Source organism: Kitasatospora humi (genome assembly GCF_020907985.1).
GTDB lineage: Bacteria > Actinomycetota > Actinomycetes > Streptomycetales > Streptomycetaceae > Kitasatospora > Kitasatospora humi.
Window position 1 is genome coordinate 46,914 of the sequence record NZ_JAJJPA010000005.1, and the last position, 20,777, is coordinate 67,690.

The following is a 20,777-nucleotide window of genomic DNA, read 5'->3' on the forward strand; positions in this document are numbered from 1 at the left end:
GCATGAACGCCGTGATCGACCGCGTCGGCGGGCACACCCACCAGTGGCGGGGCCTGATCGAGGAGTACCGCGACCGCCTGCCGGTGTCCGAGACCACTCCGGTGGTCACCCTGCTGGAGGGCGGCACGCCGCTGGTCCCCGCCCAGGTGCTCTCCGAGCGCACCGGCTGTGACGTCTACCTCAAGGTCGAGGGCGCCAATCCGACCGGCTCCTTCAAGGACCGGGGCATGACGATGGCGATCTCCAAGGCCAAGGAGGCCGGCGCCCAGGCCGTGATCTGCGCCTCCACCGGCAACACCTCGGCCTCGGCCGCCGCCTACGCGGTGCGGGCCGGCCTGGTCTGCGCGGTGCTGGTGCCGCAGGGCAAGATCGCGCTCGGCAAGATGGGCCAGGCGCTGGTGCACGGTTCGCGGATCCTCCAGGTGGACGGGAACTTCGACGACTGCCTCACCCTGGCGCGCGAGCTGTCCGAGGACTACCCGGTGGCGCTGGTGAACTCGGTCAACCCGGTACGGATCGAGGGCCAGAAGACCGCCGCCTTCGAGATCGTGGACATGCTCGGGGACGCCCCCGACATCCACGTCCTGCCGGTCGGCAACGCGGGCAACATCACCGCCTACTGGAAGGGCTACCGCGAGTACCGGGCGGACGGGCTCGCCACCCGCACCCCGCGGATGTGGGGCTTCCAGGCCGCCGGTTCGGCCCCGATCGTGGACGGCGCCCCGGTGCTGAAGCCGCAGACCATCGCCACCGCGATCCGGATCGGCAACCCGGCCTCGTGGGCCTTCGCCGAGGCCGCCCGGGATGAGTCCGGCGGCCTGATCGACAAGGTGACGGACCGTCAGATCCTCTCCGCCTACCGGCTGCTGGCCTCCCAGGAGGGCGTCTTCGTGGAGCCCGCCTCGGCCGCCGGGGTGGCCGGGCTGCTGGCCAAGGCGGAGGCCGGCCTGGTCGACCCGGGCCAGCGCATCGTCTGCACCGTCACCGGGAACGGCCTGAAGGACCCGGACTGGGCGGTGGCCGGCGCCCCGCAGCCGCAGACCGTCCCGGTGTCCGCCGCGGCCGCCGCGCAGCGCCTGGGCCTGCTGGGCTGACCCCGCGGCCGGTCCCGACCGGTCCGCGGCCTGAGAGGTCGTCACACCGAGGTGTTGCCCCGCCGGTCCGGGGCGACGCCTCGGTGTCGCTTTCGTTGTCCCTGGCATGTTCGCCGCGCTGTCCCCACCGGTGCGGAATCGGCATGAATTCCGGCCATAACCTGCAACACGGCAGATCGAAGGGGAACGGGGTGTACCGCTGTGGAACCTCTCTTCGATACGCTGAACCCTGGTGGTGTGGCACATGCCAAGAGCTGTTCAGTGACTGACCCGCTCGCCGTGTCCTGACACCCCCCTCGCCCCCAGTCTCGAATCACAGCACCGCCGGCCCCCGATGACGGGCCTGCCCAGTTCCCCAGGAGAGTCCACCGCATGGCCGGTCCCGCGTTCCGTGCCGCCGCCGTCCGGGTGCGGGTCCCCGCGACCAGCGCCAACCTGGGCCCCGGGTTCGACGCCTTCGGACTCGCGCTGGGCCTCTATGACGACGTCGTGGTCCGGGTCGCCGACTCGGGCCTGTCGGTGGACATCGCCGGAGAGGGCGCCGACACGCTGCCCAGGACCGAGGACCACCTGCTGGTCCGCTCGATGCGGGCCGCCTTCGACCGGCTCGGCGGGCAGCCCCGCGGCCTGGAGGTGGTCTGCGCCAACCGGATACCCCACGGCCGCGGCCTGGGTTCCTCGTCGGCCGCGATCTGCGCCGGTGTCCTCGCCGCCCGTGCGGTGACCATCGGCGGTCCGGCGGCGCTCGACGACGCCGCCGTGCTGGCCCTCGCCTCCGAGCTGGAGGGCCACCCGGACAACGTCGCGGCCTGCCTGGCCGGCGGTTTCACCATCGCCTGGACCGACGAGGACTCGGCCAGGGCGGTCCGGCTGGACCCGCACGAGGGTGTGGTCCCGGTGGTCTTCGTCCCCGCCACCGAGGTGCTCACCAAGACGGCCCGCGACCTGCTCCCCAAGACCGTCCCGCTGGCCGACGCCGCGGTCAACGCCGGCCGCTCGGCGCTGCTCGTGGAGGCGCTGACCCGGCGCCCCGAGCTGCTGCTGGCCGCCACCGAGGACCGGCTGCACCAGGACTACCGGGCCGCGGCGATGCCCGACAGCGCCGCCCTGGTGGCCGCGCTGCGCGCGGAGGGCGTGCCGGCGGTGGTCTCCGGCGCCGGTCCGACCGTGCTCGCGCTGACCGACGAGGCCGGCGCCGAAAAGCTGCTGCAGTTCGCCGGTGAGCGGTTCGCCGCGCACCGACTGCGGCTGGACCGTGACGGAGCGGGCATCCGACCGTTGGACGGGTGACCGTTCCCGACCGGATTCGACCGTGTGCTGAGCACGGTCGCTTCCGCACGGCCGTGCGCCCACCGCGCGACCGGGCGGGAGGGACGGACACGATTGGCAAGCTCGAGGCTGGGGAATGTGTGAGGGGGTCGGTAGTGTTAACCTCATGTCTGCATCAGGCGCCCCGCGGGGCCCGGTGCACCGCGTCCCCCTCCCCAGGACCCGACACCACGGGCCCGAGGCGTTGTCGGGGACCACGATTCTCCGGGAGCCCGCCACAGCGCGTACGCAGCCTGCCTGCGCGATTGCGGCCGCATCCCGAAGCCGTGTCGAATCCTGACCCACACCCGCCGCAACTGGTCGAGGACCAGCCGGGCGGGAGCGCGGGAGAACGTCACGCGACGGGGGCCCGGGTTTCGCAGGCAGCGCGGTCGGCATGAGACGGCCCGCCGTGCCCTTTTGCACCATGGTGCCCCGTGCACCGCACCTCGCACCTCTTCCGCCACCTTGCACCTAGCGGTGGCGGGACCCACCGCATCGGACCTGTGCACCGCAGAGCGCAGGTCAGACAGCACAACCGGTCGCCGAGCCAGACAGGCCGACGTCCGCTCCAGGGAAGGACCCTTAGTGAGCGACACCACCGATCTGATGGGCGCGCGCCCGGACGCCGACGCGACGGACACGCCCGCCGCCCCCGCGGCGCCGGCCAAGCGCCGCCGTACCGCTGCCGCAGGCCTTGACGGTCTGGTCCTGGCCGAGCTGCAGAAGCTCGCCTCGACGCTCGGCATCAGCGGCACCGGGCGGATGCGCAAGAGCCAGCTGATCGAGGCGATCAAGGAGAAGAGCGGCGGCGACCCGCTGCTCGCCTCCGCTCCGGCCGCCGCGGCGCCCGCGCGCACCGCTGCCAAGGAGACCGCCCCGGCAGCCGAGAAGCCGGCCCGTCGGACCCGGGCCGCCGCCGCTGCCGCCGAGCCGGCCGAGGCCCCGGCCCAGATCGAGATCCCGGGCCAGGCCGCCCCCGAGGCCGCCACCGCCCCGGCCCGTGAGCGCGGCCGCCGCCGCGCCACCGCCGCCGCCGGTGCGCCGAGCGCCGTCGAGGCCGCCACCGCCACCGCGGTGGACACCGCCGAGCCGACCGCCGCCGAGCCCAAGGCCGAGGCCAAGACCGAGACCCGCGAGGGCCGCGAGGAGCAGCGCGAGGGCCGTCGGGACCGCCGGGACCGGCGCGACCGGGCCGACCGCGGTGACCGCGTCGAGGGCGGCGAGGGCGACGGCGAGGGCCGCGAGTCCCGCCGGGAGCGCCGCAACCGCCGGGAGCGGGCCGACCGCCGCGGCGAGCAGGGCGCCCAGCCGGCCCAGCAGCCGGCCGGCCAGCCCGCCGCCGCCCAGCAGGGCGGCTTCGAGGACGACGAGTTCGGCGACGGCCGCCGCGGCCGCCGCGGCCGCTACCGCGACCGCAACCGCCGGGGCCGCCGCGAGGGCTTCGACGGCGTGGCCGAGCCGCAGGTCGGCGACGACGACGTGCTGATCCCGGTCGCCGGCATCCTGGACATCCTGGACAACTACGCGTTCGTCCGGACCTCCGGCTACCTGCCCGGCCAGAACGACGTCTACGTCTCGCTGGCCCAGGTCCGCAAGAACGGCCTGCGCAAGGGTGACGCGATCACCGGTGCGGTGCGCCAGCCGCGGGACGGCGAGCGCCGCGAGAAGTTCAACGCCATGGTGCGGCTGGACTCGGTGAACGGCATGGACCCGGAGAGCAGCCGGGGCCGTCCCGAGTTCGGCAAGCTCACCCCGCTCTACCCGCAGGAGCGGCTGCGCCTGGAGACCGACCCGGGCGTGCTGACCACCCGCATCATCGACATGGTGTCGCCGATCGGCAAGGGCCAGCGCGGTCTGATCGTCGCCCCGCCGAAGACCGGCAAGACGATGATCATGCAGGCGATCGCCAACGCGATCACCCGCAACAACCCCGAGTGCCACCTGATGGTCGTCCTGGTCGACGAGCGTCCGGAAGAGGTCACCGACATGCAGCGGTCGGTCAAGGGCGAGGTCATCTCCTCGACCTTCGACCGCCCGGCCGAGGACCACACCACCGTCGCCGAGCTGGCCATCGAGCGTGCCAAGCGCCTGGTGGAGCTGGGCCACGACGTGGTGATCCTGCTCGACTCGATCACCCGTCTGGGCCGTGCCTACAACCTGGCGGCCCCGGCCTCCGGCCGCATCCTCTCCGGTGGTGTCGACTCGACCGCGCTCTACCCGCCGAAGAAGTTCTTCGGTGCCGCCCGCAACATCGAGAACGGCGGTTCGCTGACCATCCTCGCCACCGCCCTGGTGGAGACCGGCTCCCGGGCCGACGAGGTGGTCTTCGAGGAGTTCAAGGGCACCGGCAACATGGAGCTGCGCCTGGACCGCAAGCTCGCCGACAAGCGGATCTTCCCGGCGGTGGACGTGGACGCGTCCAGCACCCGCAAGGAGGAGATCCTGCTCGGCAGCGAGGAGCTGGCCATCACCTGGAAGCTGCGCCGGGTGCTGCACGCGCTCGACTCGCAGCAGGCGATCGAGCTGCTGCTGGACAAGATGAAGCAGACCAAGTCGAACGCCGAGTTCCTGATGCAGATCGCCAAGACCACTCCGGGTTCGGGCGACTGACGGGACGTCGCCTGACGACGCGCTACCAGGGCCGCCCGGCCTGCCAACCCTCGGAAGTCCTCCGGGGCGGCAGGCCGGGCGGCCCTCGGCGTTCCGGGATGCCGCATGGCTGGTACGCGAACCGGACATACGCTCGCATATGCTCAAAAGGTGTCCGAAACGGATCAGCAGAGCGAGAACCCCCGACCCGCGCACCGGCACCGCAGGGTGCGCGGCCGCAGGTCCAGCCTGCTGCGGATCGGCGCGTTCGCGGCGGCCGGCCTGGTGCTGGCCGGCGGCGGCGCGGCGGCCTACGCGTACTGGAGGCTGAACGGCAACATCAAGAGCGTCGACATCGACGCCCAGCTCGGCACCAACCGCCCCAGCGCGCCCAGCGGCGGCTCGTTCAACGTGCTGGTGCTCGGCTCCGACTCGCGGGCCGGCTCCAACAGCGCGCTGGCCGGCGGAGCCACCGACGGCACCGCGCGCGCGGACACCGCGATGGTGGTGCACGTGGCCCAGGACCACCGGAGCGCCACCGTGGTCTCCATCCCGCGCGACACCCTGGTCTCCCGGCCCGCGTGCACCGCCAAGAACGGCAGCGCGGTGCCCGCGGCGAAGGGCGCGATGTACAACAGCGCCTTCGAGGCCGGCGGGGCGGCCTGCGCGGTGAGGACCACCGAGCAGCTGACCGGCATGCGGATGAACCACTTCGTGGAGATCGACTTCAGCGGGTTCGCCGGTTTCATCGACGCGATCGGCGGCGCCACCGTGACCACCACGGTGAACATCCACGACAAGGACAGCGGGCTGGACCTGCCGGCCGGCACCCACCACCTCAACGGCACCCAGGCCCTCGCCTTCGTGCGCACCCGGCACGGCGTCGGCGACGGCAGCGACCTGGGCCGGATCGAGCTGCAGAAGCAGATGGTGAAGTCGATCGTCAAGCAGGTGTCGTCGATCGGGCTGTTCGGCAACCCGGTCAAGCTCTACGCGGTCGGCTCCACCCTGACCAAGTCGATCACCACCGACTCCGCGCTGGCCTCGGTCTCGGCGCTGACCGGGCTGGGGGAGGAGCTGAAGGCGATAGGGACCGACCAGCTGACCATGGTCACGCTGCCGGTCTCGACCGCGCCCAGCGACCCCAACCGGGTGGTGGCCAAGACGCCGGACGCGGACCAGCTGTGGGCCGCGCTGCGGGCCGACCGGCCGGCCCCGGACCGGGTCGTCAGCAGCCAACCGGCCGACCCGGCCAACCCGACCGACGCGTCGAGCCCGGGTGCGGCGGCTCCCGACCCGGTGCCCGGCGCCGCCCGGAGCCGCTAGCGTCCCGGTCCGCGACGTGCCCCGGAATTTCTGGAGCACCGGGCCGGTTTGGGAAGAAGCGGCCGGTGCTGGCACACTGGTCCGTCGGTCCCGGTTCACGAGCGGCTCCCCGGCCGCCGACCCGGTGCCCTCCCGATACCTAGGAGATCCCCTTGAAGCGCGACGTCCACCCCGAGTACGTGGTCACCTCGGTGACCTGCACCTGTGGCAACGAGTTCACCACCCGCTCGACCGAGACCTCCGGCGTCATCCGCGCCGAGGTGTGCTCGCAGTGCCACCCGTTCTACACCGGCAAGCAGAAGATCCTCGACACCGGTGGCCGCGTGGCCCGCTTCGAGGCCCGCTTCGGCAAGCAGCACAGCGCGAAGGCCTAGCGCTCACGCGGCGCCGGTCTCCGGCGTCCCCGTTCCACGGGGGCGCCGGGGGCCGGCGCCGTTCGCGTCTGCCCCGTCCGTCCTCCTCAGTCATCCACGTACTCCCGGGAAAGTAGGCCCCCCATGTTCGAGGCAGTCGAAGAGCTCCTCGTCGAGCACGCCGCCCTCGAAGAGCGGCTTGCCGACCCGTCCGTCCACGCGGACCAGGCCAACGCGCGCAAGCTGTCCAAGCGCTACGCCGAACTCACCCCGATCACCCGCACCTACCGCGCCTGGAAGCAGGCCGGCGAGGACATCGAGGCGGCCCGCGAGTTCGCCGCCGAAGACCCCGGCTTCCTGGCCGAGGCCAAGGCCGCCGAGCAGCGCCAGGGCGAGCTGACCGAGGAACTGCGGCTGCTGCTGGTCCCGCGCGACCCCAGCGACGACAAGGACGTGATCCTGGAGATCAAGGCGGGCGAGGGCGGCGAGGAGTCCGCGCTGTTCGCCGGCGACCTGCTGCGGATGTACCTGCGGTACGCCGAGCGGGTGGGCTGGAAGACCGAGCTCATCGACTCCAACGAGTCGGACCTCGGCGGCTACAAGGACGTCTCGGTGGCCGTGAAGACCAAGGGCGGCGCCGAGCCCGGCCAGGGCGTCTGGGCCCGGCTGAAGTACGAGGGCGGGGTGCACCGGGTGCAGCGGGTGCCCGCGACCGAGTCGCAGGGCCGCATCCACACCTCGGCGGCGGGCGTGCTGGTCACCCCGGAGGCCGAGGAGGTCGAGGTCGAGATCAACGCCAACGACCTGCGGATCGACGTCTACCGCTCGTCCGGCCCGGGCGGCCAGTCGGTCAACACCACCGACTCGGCGGTCCGGATCACCCACCTGCCGACCGGTATCGTGGCGTCCTGCCAGAACGAGAAGAGCCAGCTGCAGAACAAGGAGCAGGCGATGCGCATCCTGCGGTCCCGGCTGCTGGCCGCGGCGCAGGAGGCGGCCGAGCAGGAGGCCTCGGACGCCCGGCGCAGCCAGGTCCGCACGGTCGACCGCTCGGAGCGGATCCGGACCTACAACTTCCCGGAGAACCGCATCTCCGACCACCGCACCGGCTTCAAGGCGTACAACCTGGACCAGGTGCTGGACGGCGATCTGGGCGCGCTGATCCAGTCGGCGGTCGACGCCGACGCGGCGGCCAAGCTGGCCGCCGCGCAGGAGAACTGAGACTGAGGGGTCGGGTCGGATGAACCTGCTGCTCGCCGAGGTGGCCCAGGCCACCCAGCGGTTGGCCGCGGCCGGGGTGCCGTCGCCGCGCTTCGACGCGGAGGAGCTGGCGGCGCACATCCACCACGTCAAGCGCAGCCAGCTGCACACCGTGCAGGACGCCGACTTCGACGCCCGGTACTGGGAGGCGGTCTCCCGGCGGGAGGCCCGCGAGCCGCTGCAGCACATCACCGGGCGGGCGTTCTTCCGCTACCTGGAGCTCGAGGTCGGCCCCGGGGTCTTCGTGCCCCGGCCGGAGACCGAGACCGTGGTGGAGTGGGCCATAGAGGCCGTCCGCGAGATGGACGTGGCCGAGCCGCTGGTGGTCGACCTGTGCACCGGCTCCGGCGCCATCGCGCTGGCCCTGGCTCAGGAGCTGCCGCGCTCCATCGTGCACGCCTTCGAGCTGGACGAGGGCGCGATGCGGTACACCCGGCGCAACATCGCGGCCAGTGGCGACCGGGACCGGGTCACCCTGCACGCCGGGGACGCCACCAAGGCCTTCGCCGACGACCCGTCCTGGAACGGCCGGTTCGACCTGGTGATCAGCAACCCGCCGTACATCCCGCTCACCGAGTGGGAGTACGTGGCGCCGGAGGCCCGGGACCACGACCCGCAGCTGTCGCTCTTCTCCGGCGAGGACGGCCTGGACACCATCCGCGGCATCGAGCGGGTGGCGGCCCGGCTGCTGCGGCCCGGCGGCGCGGTGGTGATCGAGCACGCCGACACCCAGGGCGGTCAGGTGCCGTGGATCTTCAACGAGGAGGGCGGCTGGACGGACACGGCCGACCACCGGGACCTGAACGGCCGGCCCCGCTTCACGACAGCCCGGAGGGCGAGGTCGTGAACCGTCGGCGCAGTACCACTGCCCGTAAGACGTCGCTGTAATTCGAAGAGGAGAGTGCTCCGATGAGCCGCCGTTACGACTGTGCCGACGCCGGCGACCGTGCCACCGGTCTGCGTGAGGCCGCCTCGGCGATCCGCCGCGGTGAACTGGTCGTCATGCCGACCGACACGGTCTACGGGATCGCCGCGGACGCCTTCAGCGCCGACGCGGTGGCGGGCCTGTTCGCCGCGAAGGGCCGCGGCCGCCACATGCCCTCCCCGGTGCTGGTCGGCTCCCCGACCACGCTGCACGGCCTGGTCACCGACTTCTCCGAGAAGGCATGGGAGCTGGTCGACGCGTTCTGGCCGGGCGGCCTGACCCTCGTGGCCCGTCACCAGCCGTCGCTGCGCTGGGACCTGGGGGAGACCCGCGGCACCGTCGCGGTGCGGATGCCGCTGCACCCGGTCGCCATCGAGCTGCTCAACACCACCGGCCCGCTGGCCGTCTCCAGCGCCAACAAGACCGGCCAGCCGGCCCCCGCCGACTGCGAGGACGCCGAGTACCAGCTGGGCGACTCGGTGGCGATCTACCTGGACGGCGGCAAGACCGAGCACGGCCAGGCCTCCTCGATCGTCGACGTCACCGGGAAGACCCCGGTGCTGCTGCGGGCCGGTGCGGTCAGCCTGGAGCAGCTGAGGGAGGTCGTCCCCGACCTGGAGGCCGGCAGTTGACGGCCTCGCTCCACCCCGGCCCGGCGCACGCCCGCCCGGCGGTGCGCCGGGCCCTGCCGCCGCGCACCGCGGACAACTTCAAGATCCTGTTCGTCTGCACCGGCAACATCTGCCGCTCGCCGATCGCCGAGCGGCTGACCCGGCATGAGTTGGACACCCGCCTGGACTGGCGGGCGGCCGGCCGGATCGTGGTGGAGAGCGCCGGCACCTGGGGTCACGAGGGCGCCCCGATGGAGGCGCACGCCGCCACCGTGCTCGACGAGTACGGCGTGGACAGCGGCAACTTCGCCGGCCGCGAGCTGCTGGACGAACACGTGGTCGAGGCCGATCTGGTGCTGACCGCCACCCTGGACCACCGCGCCCAGGTGATCTCCATGGGGCACGCGGCGGGCCTGCGCACCTTCACGCTCAAGGAGTTCACCCGGCTGGTGCGGTTGATAGACCCGGCCACCCTGCCGGCCGTCGGCCAGGGCGCCGAGGTGACCGAGCGGGCCCGGGCGCTGGTCCGGGCGGCGGCCGCGCTGCGCGGCTGGCGGCCGTCCGCCGACCCGGACGCGGACGAGGTGGACGACCCCTACGGCGCGCCGATCGGCATGTTCCGGCACTGCGGCGAGGAGATATTCGACGCGCTCGATCCGGTGCTGACCGCCCTGACGGGTGTATCCGGCCCTCGCCCCCAGGACAGCCACGGCATACGGTCCTAGGCTGGGCCCCACCAGCCCAGTAGCCCCGGAGCGCCGCCATGACCCTCACCGATGCCGCGCACGGTTCCGTCCAGCACCGTCACTGGGAGCCCGCCGGGGCCCTGCGCACCGCCGACCCCGAGGTGGCCGACCTGCTGGCCGCGGAGGCCGAGCGGCGGGCCGGTGGGCTGCAGCTGCTGGCGGGGGAGAACCTCGCCACCGAGGCGGTGCTGGCGGCCCTGGCCGGCCCGCTGGTCGACAAGTACGCCGAGGGTTACCCGGGCCACCGGCACCACACCGGCTGCGCCGTGGCCGACGCCACCGAGCTGCTCGCCGTCTCCCGGGCCCGCGCCCTGTTCTCCGCCGAGCACGCCAATGTCCAAGCCAGGTCCGGCACTTCGGCGATGCTGGCGACCTGTGCGGCGTTGCTGCGGCCGGGCGACGCGGTGCTGGCGATGTCGCTGGGGCACGGCGGCCACCTCTCCTGCGGCTCCCGGGCCAACTTCTCCGGCCGCTGGTTCGACTTCATCGGCTACGGGGTGCGCGAGGAGGACGGCCTGATCGACCTGGACCAGGTGCGCGAGCTGGCCAGGGCGCACCGGCCGAAGGCGATCGTGGCCGGCGGGATCTCCTACCCGCGGCACCCGGACTGGGCGGCGTTCCGGGAGATCGCCGATGAGGTGGACGCCTATCTGATCGCTGCCGCCGGCCAGGTCACCGGGCTGGTCGCGGCGGGGGTCGCGCCCTCCCCGGTGCCGTACGCCGACGTGGTGGTGGCCGCCACCCACAAGCTGCTGCGCGGGCCGCGCGGCGGGCTGCTGCTGTGCACGGGGGAGCTGGCCGAACGGATCGACCGGGCGGTCTTCCCGTTCAGCCAGGGCGGCGCGGCGATGAACGAGGTGGCGGCCAAGGCGGTCGCGTTCGCGCAGGCGGCCACGCCGGAGTTCGGCGCGTACATCCGGCGCGCGGTGGACGGCGCACGCGCCCTGGCGGGCGCCCTGGCCGAGAGCGGAGCCCGGCCGCTGACCGGCGGCACCGACACCCATCTGGTGGTGGCCGACATCGGCGCGCTGGGCATGACCGGGGCGCAGGCCGAGCGGCGCTGCGCGGCCGTCGGCCTGATGCTCGGCAAGTGCGCGGTGCCGTTCGACCCGGTGCCGGCCGCGGAGACCTCCGGGATCCGGCTGGGCACCGGCTGCTGCGCCGCGCTCGGCATGGGGCCGACCGAGCTGGGCGAGGTGGGCGCACTGGTCGGGGGCCTGATCGCGGGCGCCGAGCCGGACCCGGTGGCGGCCCGAGTGCGGGAGCTGGCCCGAGCCTTCGCGGGGTGAGCCGGGCGCCAGAGCGAACCGCGGTGCACACCGCGCTCGTCCGACTCAATAAGGTGGGTGCCGTGGCGACGCACCTCGAACCCCTTGCCCGTGCGGGAGCAGCTCCCGTACGCACCCGGTCGTGCGCACGGAAGGAGGCCGGCGGTGCGTGAGTATCTGCTGGTGCTGTTCTGCACCGCGGCCGTCACCTACCTGTTGACCGGCCCGGTACGGAAGTTCGCCATCAGGGCCGGGGCGATGCCGGCGGTGCGGGCCCGCGACGTGCACCGGGAGCCGACCCCGCGGCTCGGCGGGATCGCGATGTTCGGCGGGCTCTGCGCGGGCCTGCTGGTCGCCTCCCAGCTGCAGCACCTCGGCAAGGTGTTCAGCGACTCCTCGGACATCCGCGCGCTGCTCTCCGGGGTCGGCATCATGTGGGTGCTCGGGGTGCTCGACGACAAGTGGGGCGTGGACGCGCTGGTGAAGCTCGGCGGGCAGATGATCGCCGCCGGTGTGATGGTCTACCAGGGCATCACGGTGATCTCCATCCCGGTGCCCGGCGTCGGCCCGGTCGCGCTCAGCCCGACCCTGGGCATGGTCATCACGGTCGCGCTGGTCGTGGTGATGGTCAACGCGGTCAACTTCATCGACGGCCTGGACGGGCTGGCCGGCGGCATGGTCTGCATCGCCGGGATCGCGTTCTTCCTCTATTCCTACCGCCTCTGGTACGTCTACCAGATCAGCGAGGCGGCACCCTCGGTGCTGTTCAGCGCGCTGTTGATCGGCATGTGCCTGGGCTTCCTGCCGCACAACCTGCACCCGGCCCGGATCTTCATGGGCGACTCCGGCTCGATGATGCTGGGCCTGATGCTGGCGGTCTCCGCGGTCTCGGTCACCGGCCGCGTCGACCCCGACCTGATCACCGCGCAGGCCGGTTCGCAGACCGCCGCCACCCACATCCTGGTGCCCACCTACATCCCGCTGCTGCTGCCGCTGGCGGTGATCGCGCTGCCGCTGGCCGACCTGGTGCTGGCCGTGGTGCGCCGCAGCTGGGCGGGCCGCTCGCCGTTCGCGGCGGACAAGAAGCACCTCCACCACCGGCTGCTGGAGATCGGCCACTCGCACAGCCGGGCCGTGCTGATCATGTACTTCTGGGCGGCACTGATCGCGTTCGGCACGGTGGGGATCTCGGTCACCAACACCGGGCGGGCCGTGGTGCTGACCTGCGCCGGGCTCTGCCTGGTCGGCCTGGTGGTGCTGCTGCTGCCCTGGTTCCGCCCCAAGGCGCCGAGCGCGGTGCAGGCGTTCGTGCCACCGCGCTACCGCAAGGGCGCCAGGGCCCAGGCCGCCGGGACCGAGGAGACGGCGGCCGGGACCGGGGGCACGGCCGCCGGGACGGCGCCTGCTCCGCAGGGCGCGATGGCCGAGCTGTCGGCCCGCGACCAGGAGCTGCTCGGCACCCTGGGCACCGGCGCGCACTCCGTCGGCGACCGCCGGCAGGGCTGACCGAGCTGACGCAGTGCCAGCGAACGGGTCGCAACCAGCGGGCCTGAGGGGGCGTCAACTCCGTTACGCCGTTTGCCTCACCCGTTCGGCGGCACGGGTAGCCCTCCGGTGTGACAGGTACCACACGTACATGGTAAAGCTCTCATCAAATAGTTTGTGATACCGTTCACGAGTACTGAGAGAGCGCCGAAGGACCAGTGGTGCCGGACTGCCGTCCGCCAGCAGGTCCTTTTGGTCGATCCCGGCCCGCGCATCGGCCGGTTTCGCGGCCGACTCACTCGGGCCGGTGTCCCCGCACCGGTGCGCCACCCTGCTTTTTCCCTGAGCTCCCCGCCCTCGACATGCCGCCGGAGTTGCCGACATGCCGTCCCACGACGCCCGGACCGTCCGCGGCGCCGCAATCCCCACTGCGGTCGCCGGCGTCCTCGCCACTGCGATCTCCGCTGCGGTGGCGGGGGGCAAGGGCGCCATCGGCGCCGGCTTCGCGGCCGTGCTGGTCCTGCTCTTCTTCGCCGCGGGCCAGATCGCACTCGACCGGCTGACCAGGAACAACCCGCAGCTCATGATGGCTGTGGCACTGCTGGTGTACACGACCCAGATCCTGCTGGTGGGCATCGTGCTGGCGGTCTTCAAGGACACCAGCCTCTTCGACACCAAGGTCTTCGGCTTCACCCTGCTCGGCTGCGTCTTCGTCTGGTGCGGCGGGCAGGTGCGCACGCACCTGAAGGCCAAGCAGTTCTACGTGCAGACGGACGACGACAAGCCCGACGAACGGTCGAAGCCAGGGCGTCAACAGTGAGTTGCCCTGGCTGTCCCCCTGGCGAGGGGGGCGGTGTTTATGCGGTCCTGACAGGCTGCTATCGTCCGTCGCAACAATCGAGTACGGGACGCGGCCTGGTCCCTCCGCCTGCCGGACGGATCGCCCCCCGAGCTCACGCAGTCTTGACAGACCCCGCACCGACACGCTGTACCGGTGCGCCGGGTCGTCCAGGAGAAACCCATCTAGTTCCAGTGCCGCTCCGTGGCTCCGTGCCGCGCCGACACACCGAGGTTGCCGTAACCATGCGTCACGACGAAGGAGTCCGTGGTGAGTGCTGACCAGCTCGCCGTGCAGCTTGCCTCCGGGGGCTGCCACCTGTTCTCCGGCTGCGGCTTCCCGGCGCCGGGCCTGAACGAGTTCCAGTTCCACCCGATCTTCACGGTCGCCGGCTTCGGCTTCAACAAGCCGATGCTGCTCTCGCTCGTCTGCGCCCTGTTGGTGATCGTCTTCTTCTGGGTCGCCTTCGCCAGGCCCAAGGTGCTGCCCGGCAAGATGCAGCTGGTCGGCGAGATCGGCTACGACTTCGTCAAGCGCCAGATCGTCTACGAGAACATCGGCAAAAAGGGCGAGAAGTACGTCCCGATGATGGTCTCGCTGTTCTTCTTCGTCTGGATCATGAACATGATGTCCGTGATCCCGGTGGCGCAGTTCCCGGTGACGGCGGCGATCGGCTGGCCGGCCGGTCTGGCGCTGGTCTGCTGGGTCACCTACATGACGCTGACCTTCAAGAAGCACGGCTTCGTCGGCGGTCTGAAGAACCTCTGCTGGCCGTCCGGTGTTCCCGGCTGGGTCATGGTCATCCTGGTGCCGATCGAGTTCTTCTCGAACATCTTCGTGCGGCCCTTCACGCTCGCGGTCCGTGCGTTCGCCAACATGTTCGCCGGTCACCTGCTGATCGTGGTGTTCTCCGTCGCGACCTGGTACCTGCTGAGCCCGACCATCGGCGCGCTGTACGGCACCACCTCCTTCGTGGTGACCCTCGCGCTCACCGGCTTCGAGCTCCTGGTGCAGTTCCTGCAGGCCTACATCTTCGTGACGCTGGCCAGCAGCTACATCGCCGGTGCGCTGGAAGAGGCGCACTGACCCTCCGCAGCCCAGGCTGCGCCCCGAACCCCCGGTGGCCAACCACCACCGGTATCTCTACCCCGCAAAGGACTAGCTGAGATGTCCGCTCTCCTCGCCGCCACCGGTGTCTACGGCTCCGTCGCGTCCATCGGCTACGGTCTCGCCGCCATCGGCCCCGGCATCGGCGTCGGTCTGATCTTCGGCAACGGTGTGCAGGCCATGGCTCGCCAGCCCGAGGCGACCAACCTGATCCGCTCCAACATGTTCATCGGCTTCGCGCTGACCGAGGCCCTCGCCCTGATCGGCATCGTCATGCCGTTCGTTTACGGCCAGGGCCCCAAGTAAGTCCCGCCGTAGACCCATCAGACGGAAGGTCCAGATATGTCGCTCGTCGCGATGCACCTGGCTTCGGAGGACTTCAACCCTCTGATCCCCAAGGCGCCTGAGCTCATCATCGGCCTGATCTGCTTCTTCGTGGTCTTCGGTCTGCTCGGCAAGAAGCTCCTCCCCAGCATCGAGAAGACGCTGGCGGAGCGCCGGGACATGATCGAGGGCGGCATTGAGCGCGCCGACGCCGCGCAGGCTGAGGCTCAGGCCCTCCTCGAGCAGTACCGTGCCGATCTCGCCGAGGCGCGTCACGAGGCCGCTCGGATCACCGAGCAGGCCCGTGAGCAGGGTGCTGCCCTGATCGCCGAGATGCGCGAGGAGGGCCTGCGCCAGCGCGAGGCCATCGTCGCCGCCGGCCACGCCCAGATCGAGGCGGACAAGAAGCAGGCGACCACCGCCCTGCGCCAGGACGTGGGTTCGCTCGCTACGCAGCTGGCCTCCCGGATCGTGGGTGAGTCCCTCGAGGACCACACGCGGCAGAGCGGCGTCATCGACCGCTTCCTGGACGAGCTGGAGGCCAAGGCCGCTGCCGAAGCGGCGGTTGCCAAGTGATCGGCGCCAGCCGCGAGGCCATGAGCGCCGGCCGCGAGAACCTCGACAGCCTGACCGACAACACCTCGGTGGACGCGGGCAAGCTGGCCGAGGAGCTCAGCGCCGTCACCACGCTGCTCGACCGCGAGGTGTCGCTCCGCCGCGTGCTGACCGACCCCTCGCGGTCCGGGCAGGACAAGGCGTCGCTGGTCACCTCGCTGCTGTCCGGTCAGGTCTCCGGCGAGACCGTCGACCTGGTCTCCGGCCTGGTGCGGTCCCGCTGGTCGGGTGCGCGCGACCTGGTCGACGCCACCGAGCAGCTGGCCGCCTACGCCGAGGTGGTCGCCGCCGACAAGGCGGGCAAGCTCGACGACCTGGAGGACGAGCTCTTCCGGTTCGGGCGGATCGTCAGCGGCTCGCACGAGCTGCGCGCCGGTCTGACCGAGCCGAAGGCCACTGCCGCCGCCAAGGCGGAGCTGGTCCGGAAGCTGCTCGGCGGCCGGGCGCTGCCGGGCACCGTCCGCCTGGTCACCTCGCTGGTCACCACCCCGCGTGGCCGTAGCCTGGAACAGGGCCTGGAGTCCTTCGCCAAGCTCGCCGCCGACCGCCGCGACCGTGTGGTGGCCCTGGTCACCACCGCGGTGCCGCTCAGCGACGGCCAGAAGCAGCGCCTCTCCGGCGCGCTGGCCAAGCTGTACGGCCGGGCGGTGCTCCTGAACATCGACGTCGACCCCGAGGTCGTCGGCGGTGTCCGGGTGCAGATCGGTGACGAGATCATCGACGGCACCGTGTCGAGCCGCCTCGAGGGCGCTCGTCAGGGCCTCGAAGGCTGAGCCACCCGCACAGCACATCCGACCCTCGGTCGGGCGCCGGTCCCACCCACGGGGCAGCCGGCACATACGTACGGCCGGTCCAACAGCACCGGCCGAGGATCGAATACTTGCGGCCCTCCTTGGGCGGGCCGAGGACGCAACCTAGGAGAGCAGGGAAGCCTGATGGCGGAGCTTACGATCCGGCCGGAGGAGATCCGGGACGCGCTGGCCGACTTTGTCCAGTCGTACCAGCCGGACGCCGCCTCGCGTGAAGAGGTCGGCACGGTCACTGACGCGGCGGACGGTATCGCCCATGTCGAGGGTCTGCCCTCGGTCATGGCCAACGAGCTGCTCAGGTTCGAGGACGGCACCCTCGGCCTGGCGCTGAACCTCGACACCCGCGAGATCGGTGTCGTCGTCCTCGGTGAGTTCGGCGGCATCGAGGAGGGTCAGACGGTGCGCCGCACCGGCGAGATCCTCTCGGTTCCGGTCGGCGAGGGCTACCTCGGCCGCGTGGTGGACCCGCTGGGCAACCCGATCGACGGTCTGGGCGAGATCGCCTCCGAGGGCCGCCGCGCCCTGGAGCTGCAGGCCCCCGGCGTCATGGTCCGCAAGTCGGTGCACGAGCCGATGCAGACCGGCATCAAGGCCATCGACGCGATGACCCCGATCGGCCGCGGCCAGCGCCAGCTGATCATCGGCGACCGCCAGACCGGCAAGACCGCGGTGGCGATCGACACGATCATCAACCAGAAGGACAACTGGCACTCCGGCGACCCGAACAAGCAGGTCCGCTGCATCTACGTCGCGGTCGGCCAGAAGGGCTCCACCATCGCGTCCGTGCGCGGCGCCCTGGAGGAGGCCGGCGCGCTGGAGTACACCACCATCGTGGCGGCTCCGGCCTCTGACCCGGCGGGCTTCAAGTACCTCGCCCCGTACACCGGTTCGGCCATCGGCCAGCACTGGATGTACGCCGGCAAGCACGTCCTGATCATCTTCGACGACCTGTCGAAGCAGGCCGAGGCCTACCGCTCCGTCTCCCTGCTGCTGCGCCGCCCGCCGGGCCGCGAGGCCTACCCGGGTGACGTCTTCTACCTGCACTCCCGCCTGCTGGAGCGCTGCGCCAAGCTCTCCGACGAGCTGGGCGCCGGCTCGATGACCGGTCTGCCGATCATCGAGACCAAGGCCAACGACGTCTCGGCGTACATCCCGACCAACGTCATCTCCATCACCGACGGCCAGTGCTTCCTGGAGTCGGACCTGTTCAACGCGAACATCCGTCCGGCCGTCAACGTCGGTATCTCGGTCTCCCGCGTCGGTGGCTCCGCCCAGATCAAGGCCATGAAGTCGGTCGCCGGCCGGCTGCGCCTGGACCTGGCCCAGTACCGCGAGCTGGAGGCGTTCGCCGCCTTCGGTTCCGACCTGGACTCGGCCTCCAAGGCCCAGCTGGAGCGCGGCGCCCGTCTGGTCGAGCTGCTGAAGCAGGGTCAGTACCAGCCGTTCCCGGTGGAGGAGCAGGTCGTCTCGATCTGGGCCGGCACCACCGGCAAGCTGGACGACGTCCCGGTCGCCGACATCCGCCGCTTCGAGCGCGAGTTCCTCGACTACCTGCGCGGCTCGCACAAGAACCTGCTGGCCGCGATCGTCGAGACCTCCAAGCTGGAGGACGGCACCATCGACGCCCTGACCGAGGCGATCAACTCCTTCAAGCTGGGCTTCACCACCGCTGACGGCAAGCTCCTCAGCGAGCAGGCCTGAGTCCGGTAGCGAGGGAAAGGACGTAACGACCCATGGGAGCACAGCTTCGGGTCTACAAGCGCCGGATCCGCTCTGTCACCGCGACGAAGAAGATCACCAAGGCGATGGAGATGATCTCCGCGGCGCGCATCGTCAAGGCGCAGCGCGCGGTGGCCGCCTCCACTCCGTACGCCGATGAGCTGACGCGGGCGGTGACGGCGGTGGCCACCCGGTCCAACGCCAAGCACCCGCTCACCCACGAGAACCCGAACGCCGAGCGGGCCGCGATCCTGCTGATCACGGCGGACCGCGGTCTCGCGGGCGGCTACTCCAGCAACGCCATCAAGCAGGCGCTCGCGCTGACCGAGCGGCTCAAGGCGGAGGGCAAGGAGGTCGTCACCTACATCGCGGGCCGCAAGGGCGTGCAGTACTTCGGCTTCCGCAACCTGTCGGTGACCGGCTCGTGGACGGGCTTCTCGGACAAGCCCACCTACGCGGACGCCAAGACCGTGGCGAGCGACCTGATCGAGGCCTTCACCACCGGCGCGGTGGACGAACTGCACCTGGTGTCGACCAAGTTCGTGTCGATGCTGACGCAGTCCGCCCAGGACGCCCGGCTGATGCCGCTCAAGCTCGACGAGGTCGAGCTGAGCGACAGCAGGCCGGCCAAGTCGGAGATCTTCCCGCTGTACGACTTCGAGCCGTCGGCGGAGGGCGTCCTCGACGCGCTGCTGCCGCGGTACGTCGAGAGCCGGATCTACAACGCGATGCTGCAGTCGGCCGCCTCCGAGCACGCCGCCCGCCGGCGCGCGATGAAGAGCGCGACGGACAACGCCGGCGAGCTCATCAAGTCGCTCACGCGGCTTGCCAACTCGGCCCGTCAGGCCGAGATCACCCAGGAAATCAGCGAGATCGTCGGTGGCGCCAGCGCGCTGGCCGACGCTAGCGCGGGGAGCGAATGAGAATGACCACCACTGTTGAGCCGACCACGGCGACGGGCCGCGTCGCGCGGGTCATCGGCCCGGTCGTCGACGTGGAGTTCCCCGTCGACGCGATTCCGGACATGTTCAACGCCCTGCACGTCGAGATCGACGACCCGGCGGGCACCGGCAAGAAGATCCTGACCCTGGAGGTCGCCCAGCACCTGGGTGACGGCCTGGTCAAGACCATCTCGATGCAGCCGACCGACGGCCTGGTCCGCGGCGCCACCGTCACCGACACCGGCGCGGCCATCTCGGTGCCGGTCGGCGACATCACCAAGGGCAAGGTCTTCAACGCCCTCGGCGACGTGCTGAACACCGACCCGGAGGAGTTCAAGGCCCAGGCGACCGTCCGCTGGCCGATCCACCGCAAGGCGCCGAACTTCTCGGAGCTCGAGTCCAAGACCGAGATGTTCGAGACCGGCATCAAGGTCATCGACCTGCTCACCCCGTACGTCCGCGGTGGCAAGATCGGTCTGTTCGGTGGTGCCGGTGTCGGCAAGACCGTTCTGATCCAGGAGATGATCTACCGCGTCGCCCGTAACTTCGGTGGCGTCTCCGTGTTCGCCGGCGTCGGCGAGCGCACCCGTGAGGGCAACGACCTCATCCAGGAGATGATCGACTCCGACGTTCTGGACAAGACCGCCCTGGTCTTCGGCCAGATGGACGAGCCGCCGGGCACCCGTCTGCGCGTGGCGCTGTCCGCCCTGACCATGGCGGAGTACTTCCGCGATGTGCAGAAGCAGGACGTGCTGCTCTTCATCGACAACATCTTCCGGTTCACCCAGGCCGGTTCCGAGGTGTCGACCCTGCTCGGCCGCATGCCCTCCGCGGTGGGTTACCAGCCGAACCTGGCCGACGAGATGGGCCTCCTGCAGGAGCGCATCACCTCGACCCGCGGTCACTCGATCACCTCGATGCAGGCGATCTACGTCCCCGCGGACGACCTGACCGACCCGGCGCCGGCCACCACCTTCGCCCACCTGGACGCGACCACCGTTCTGTCGCGCCCGATCTCGGAGAAGGGCATCTACCCGGCCGTCGACCCGCTGGACTCGACCTCGCGCATCCTGGACCCGCGCTACATCGCGCAGGACCACTACGACACCGCGGTCCGGGTCAAGGGGATCCTGCAGAAGTACAAGGACCTCCAGGACATCATCGCCATCCTCGGTATGGACGAGCTGTCCGAGGAGGACAAGGTCACGGTCAACCGGGCCCGCCGCATCGAGCGCTTCCTCTCGCAGAACACCTACGTGGCGAAGCAGTTCACCGGTGTCGAGGGTTCGACGGTTCCGCTGTCGGAGACCATCGAGGCCTTCAACGCGATCGCGGACGGCAAGTACGACCACGTCCCGGAGCAGGCCTTCTTCATGTGCGGTGGCATCGAGGACCTCGAGAAGAACGCCGCCGAGCTGCTCAAGAAGTAAGCGCCGGCTGATGGCCCAGTGACCAT

At 71.1% G+C, this 20,777-nt stretch carries 19 protein-coding genes; all 19 read left to right on the forward strand.

The features are described from left to right. Positions 1-2: 2 nt before the first annotated feature. The 19 genes from thrC (at position 3) to atpD (ending at position 20,751) form a co-directional block, all read left to right on the forward strand. Positions 3-1,094 carry a threonine synthase gene (gene thrC / locus LN042_RS07195; protein ID WP_230049582.1) on the forward strand — a complete coding sequence of 364 codons (1,092 nt, stop codon included), beginning with the start codon at positions 3-5 and terminating at the stop codon, positions 1,092-1,094. A gap of 372 nt (positions 1,095-1,466) precedes the next feature. After that, on the forward strand, positions 1,467-2,384 hold the full coding sequence (gene thrB, locus LN042_RS07200) for a homoserine kinase (protein WP_230049584.1): 918 nt from the start codon (positions 1,467-1,469) through the stop codon (positions 2,382-2,384). A gap of 606 nt (positions 2,385-2,990) precedes the next feature. Further along, positions 2,991-5,015 carry a transcription termination factor Rho gene (gene rho / locus LN042_RS07205; protein ID WP_230049586.1) on the forward strand — a complete coding sequence of 675 codons (2,025 nt, stop codon included), beginning with the start codon at positions 2,991-2,993 and terminating at the stop codon, positions 5,013-5,015. 150 nt (positions 5,016-5,165) lie between these two features. Beyond that, positions 5,166-6,320: an LCP family protein gene (locus tag LN042_RS07210; protein ID WP_230049588.1), complete on the forward strand. Its 1,155-nt coding sequence runs from the start codon at positions 5,166-5,168 to the stop codon at positions 6,318-6,320. A 152-nt stretch (positions 6,321-6,472) separates the two neighbouring features. Next, on the forward strand, positions 6,473-6,694 hold the full coding sequence (gene rpmE / locus LN042_RS07215; RefSeq protein WP_230049590.1) for a 50S ribosomal protein L31: 222 nt from the start codon (positions 6,473-6,475) through the stop codon (positions 6,692-6,694). A 123-nt stretch (positions 6,695-6,817) separates the two neighbouring features. Beyond that, positions 6,818-7,894, forward strand: a complete 1,077-nt coding sequence (gene prfA, locus LN042_RS07220; protein ID WP_230049592.1) for a peptide chain release factor 1 — start codon at positions 6,818-6,820, stop codon at positions 7,892-7,894. Between the two features lie 19 nt (positions 7,895-7,913). Beyond that, positions 7,914-8,780 carry a peptide chain release factor N(5)-glutamine methyltransferase gene (prmC, locus tag LN042_RS07225; RefSeq protein WP_230049594.1) on the forward strand — a complete coding sequence of 289 codons (867 nt, stop codon included), beginning with the start codon at positions 7,914-7,916 and terminating at the stop codon, positions 8,778-8,780. A gap of 62 nt (positions 8,781-8,842) precedes the next feature. Continuing rightward, complete coding sequence (locus LN042_RS07230; protein ID WP_230049596.1) at positions 8,843-9,490, forward strand: L-threonylcarbamoyladenylate synthase; 648 nt, start codon at positions 8,843-8,845, stop codon at positions 9,488-9,490. A gap of 41 nt (positions 9,491-9,531) precedes the next feature. Continuing rightward, a complete protein-coding gene (locus tag LN042_RS07235; protein ID WP_230049911.1) occupies positions 9,532-10,194 on the forward strand; it encodes an arsenate reductase/protein-tyrosine-phosphatase family protein in 663 nt (220 codons plus the stop codon). 38 nt (positions 10,195-10,232) lie between these two features. Beyond that, on the forward strand, positions 10,233-11,504 hold the full coding sequence (glyA, locus tag LN042_RS07240) for a serine hydroxymethyltransferase (protein WP_230049598.1): 1,272 nt from the start codon (positions 10,233-10,235) through the stop codon (positions 11,502-11,504). Positions 11,505-11,648: 144 nt separating this feature from the next. Continuing rightward, on the forward strand, positions 11,649-12,989 hold the full coding sequence (locus LN042_RS07245) for an MraY family glycosyltransferase (protein ID WP_230049600.1): 1,341 nt from the start codon (positions 11,649-11,651) through the stop codon (positions 12,987-12,989). 361 nt (positions 12,990-13,350) lie between these two features. Continuing rightward, complete coding sequence (locus LN042_RS07250; RefSeq protein WP_230049602.1) at positions 13,351-13,788, forward strand: Cg1360 family ATP-synthase-associated protein; 438 nt, start codon at positions 13,351-13,353, stop codon at positions 13,786-13,788. Positions 13,789-14,076: 288 nt separating this feature from the next. Then, a complete protein-coding gene (gene atpB, locus LN042_RS07255; protein WP_230049604.1) occupies positions 14,077-14,892 on the forward strand; it encodes a F0F1 ATP synthase subunit A in 816 nt (271 codons plus the stop codon). An 81-nt stretch (positions 14,893-14,973) separates the two neighbouring features. Further along, positions 14,974-15,219, forward strand: a complete 246-nt coding sequence (atpE, locus tag LN042_RS07260) for an ATP synthase F0 subunit C (protein WP_230049607.1) — start codon at positions 14,974-14,976, stop codon at positions 15,217-15,219. A gap of 36 nt (positions 15,220-15,255) precedes the next feature. Continuing rightward, positions 15,256-15,813, forward strand: a complete 558-nt coding sequence (locus tag LN042_RS07265) for a F0F1 ATP synthase subunit B (RefSeq protein WP_230049609.1) — start codon at positions 15,256-15,258, stop codon at positions 15,811-15,813. Further along, positions 15,810-16,625 (forward strand): F0F1 ATP synthase subunit delta, encoded by an 816-nt coding sequence (locus tag LN042_RS07270; protein WP_230049611.1) that lies wholly within the window; start codon positions 15,810-15,812, stop codon positions 16,623-16,625. The genes LN042_RS07265 and LN042_RS07270 overlap by 4 nt, the downstream gene beginning before the upstream one ends. A 162-nt stretch (positions 16,626-16,787) precedes the next feature. Beyond that, the gene (gene atpA, locus LN042_RS07275; protein WP_230049613.1) at positions 16,788-18,362 is read left to right on the forward strand and encodes a F0F1 ATP synthase subunit alpha; all 1,575 of its coding nucleotides are present in this window, start codon (positions 16,788-16,790) and stop codon (positions 18,360-18,362) included. A gap of 32 nt (positions 18,363-18,394) precedes the next feature. Next, positions 18,395-19,303, forward strand: a complete 909-nt coding sequence (locus tag LN042_RS07280; RefSeq protein WP_230049615.1) for a F0F1 ATP synthase subunit gamma — start codon at positions 18,395-18,397, stop codon at positions 19,301-19,303. A gap of 2 nt (positions 19,304-19,305) precedes the next feature. Beyond that, the gene (gene atpD, locus LN042_RS07285) at positions 19,306-20,751 is read left to right on the forward strand and encodes a F0F1 ATP synthase subunit beta (protein ID WP_230049617.1); all 1,446 of its coding nucleotides are present in this window, start codon (positions 19,306-19,308) and stop codon (positions 20,749-20,751) included. Positions 20,752-20,777 lie beyond the last annotated feature (26 nt).

Excerpts from the sequence above, each read along its gene's own strand:
- LN042_RS07265 (WP_230049609.1), top strand. The coding sequence starts at position 15,256 with ATGTCGCTCGTCGCGATGCACCTGGCTTCGGAGGACTTCAACCCTCTG.
- prfA (WP_230049592.1), top strand. The coding sequence starts at position 6,818 with ATGTTCGAGGCAGTCGAAGAGCTCCTCGTCGAGCACGCCGCCCTCGAA.
- thrC (WP_230049582.1), top strand. The coding sequence starts at position 3 with ATGAACGCCGTGATCGACCGCGTCGGCGGGCACACCCACCAGTGGCGG.
- LN042_RS07250 (WP_230049602.1), top strand. The coding sequence starts at position 13,351 with ATGCCGTCCCACGACGCCCGGACCGTCCGCGGCGCCGCAATCCCCACT.
- atpA (WP_230049613.1), top strand. The coding sequence starts at position 16,788 with ATGGCGGAGCTTACGATCCGGCCGGAGGAGATCCGGGACGCGCTGGCC.
- LN042_RS07230 (WP_230049596.1), top strand. The coding sequence starts at position 8,843 with ATGAGCCGCCGTTACGACTGTGCCGACGCCGGCGACCGTGCCACCGGT.
- glyA (WP_230049598.1), top strand. The coding sequence starts at position 10,233 with ATGACCCTCACCGATGCCGCGCACGGTTCCGTCCAGCACCGTCACTGG.
- thrB (WP_230049584.1), top strand. The coding sequence starts at position 1,467 with ATGGCCGGTCCCGCGTTCCGTGCCGCCGCCGTCCGGGTGCGGGTCCCC.
- atpD (WP_230049617.1), top strand. The coding sequence starts at position 19,306 with ATGACCACCACTGTTGAGCCGACCACGGCGACGGGCCGCGTCGCGCGG.
- atpE (WP_230049607.1), top strand. The coding sequence starts at position 14,974 with ATGTCCGCTCTCCTCGCCGCCACCGGTGTCTACGGCTCCGTCGCGTCC.
- prmC (WP_230049594.1), top strand. The coding sequence starts at position 7,914 with ATGAACCTGCTGCTCGCCGAGGTGGCCCAGGCCACCCAGCGGTTGGCC.
- LN042_RS07280 (WP_230049615.1), top strand. The coding sequence starts at position 18,395 with ATGGGAGCACAGCTTCGGGTCTACAAGCGCCGGATCCGCTCTGTCACC.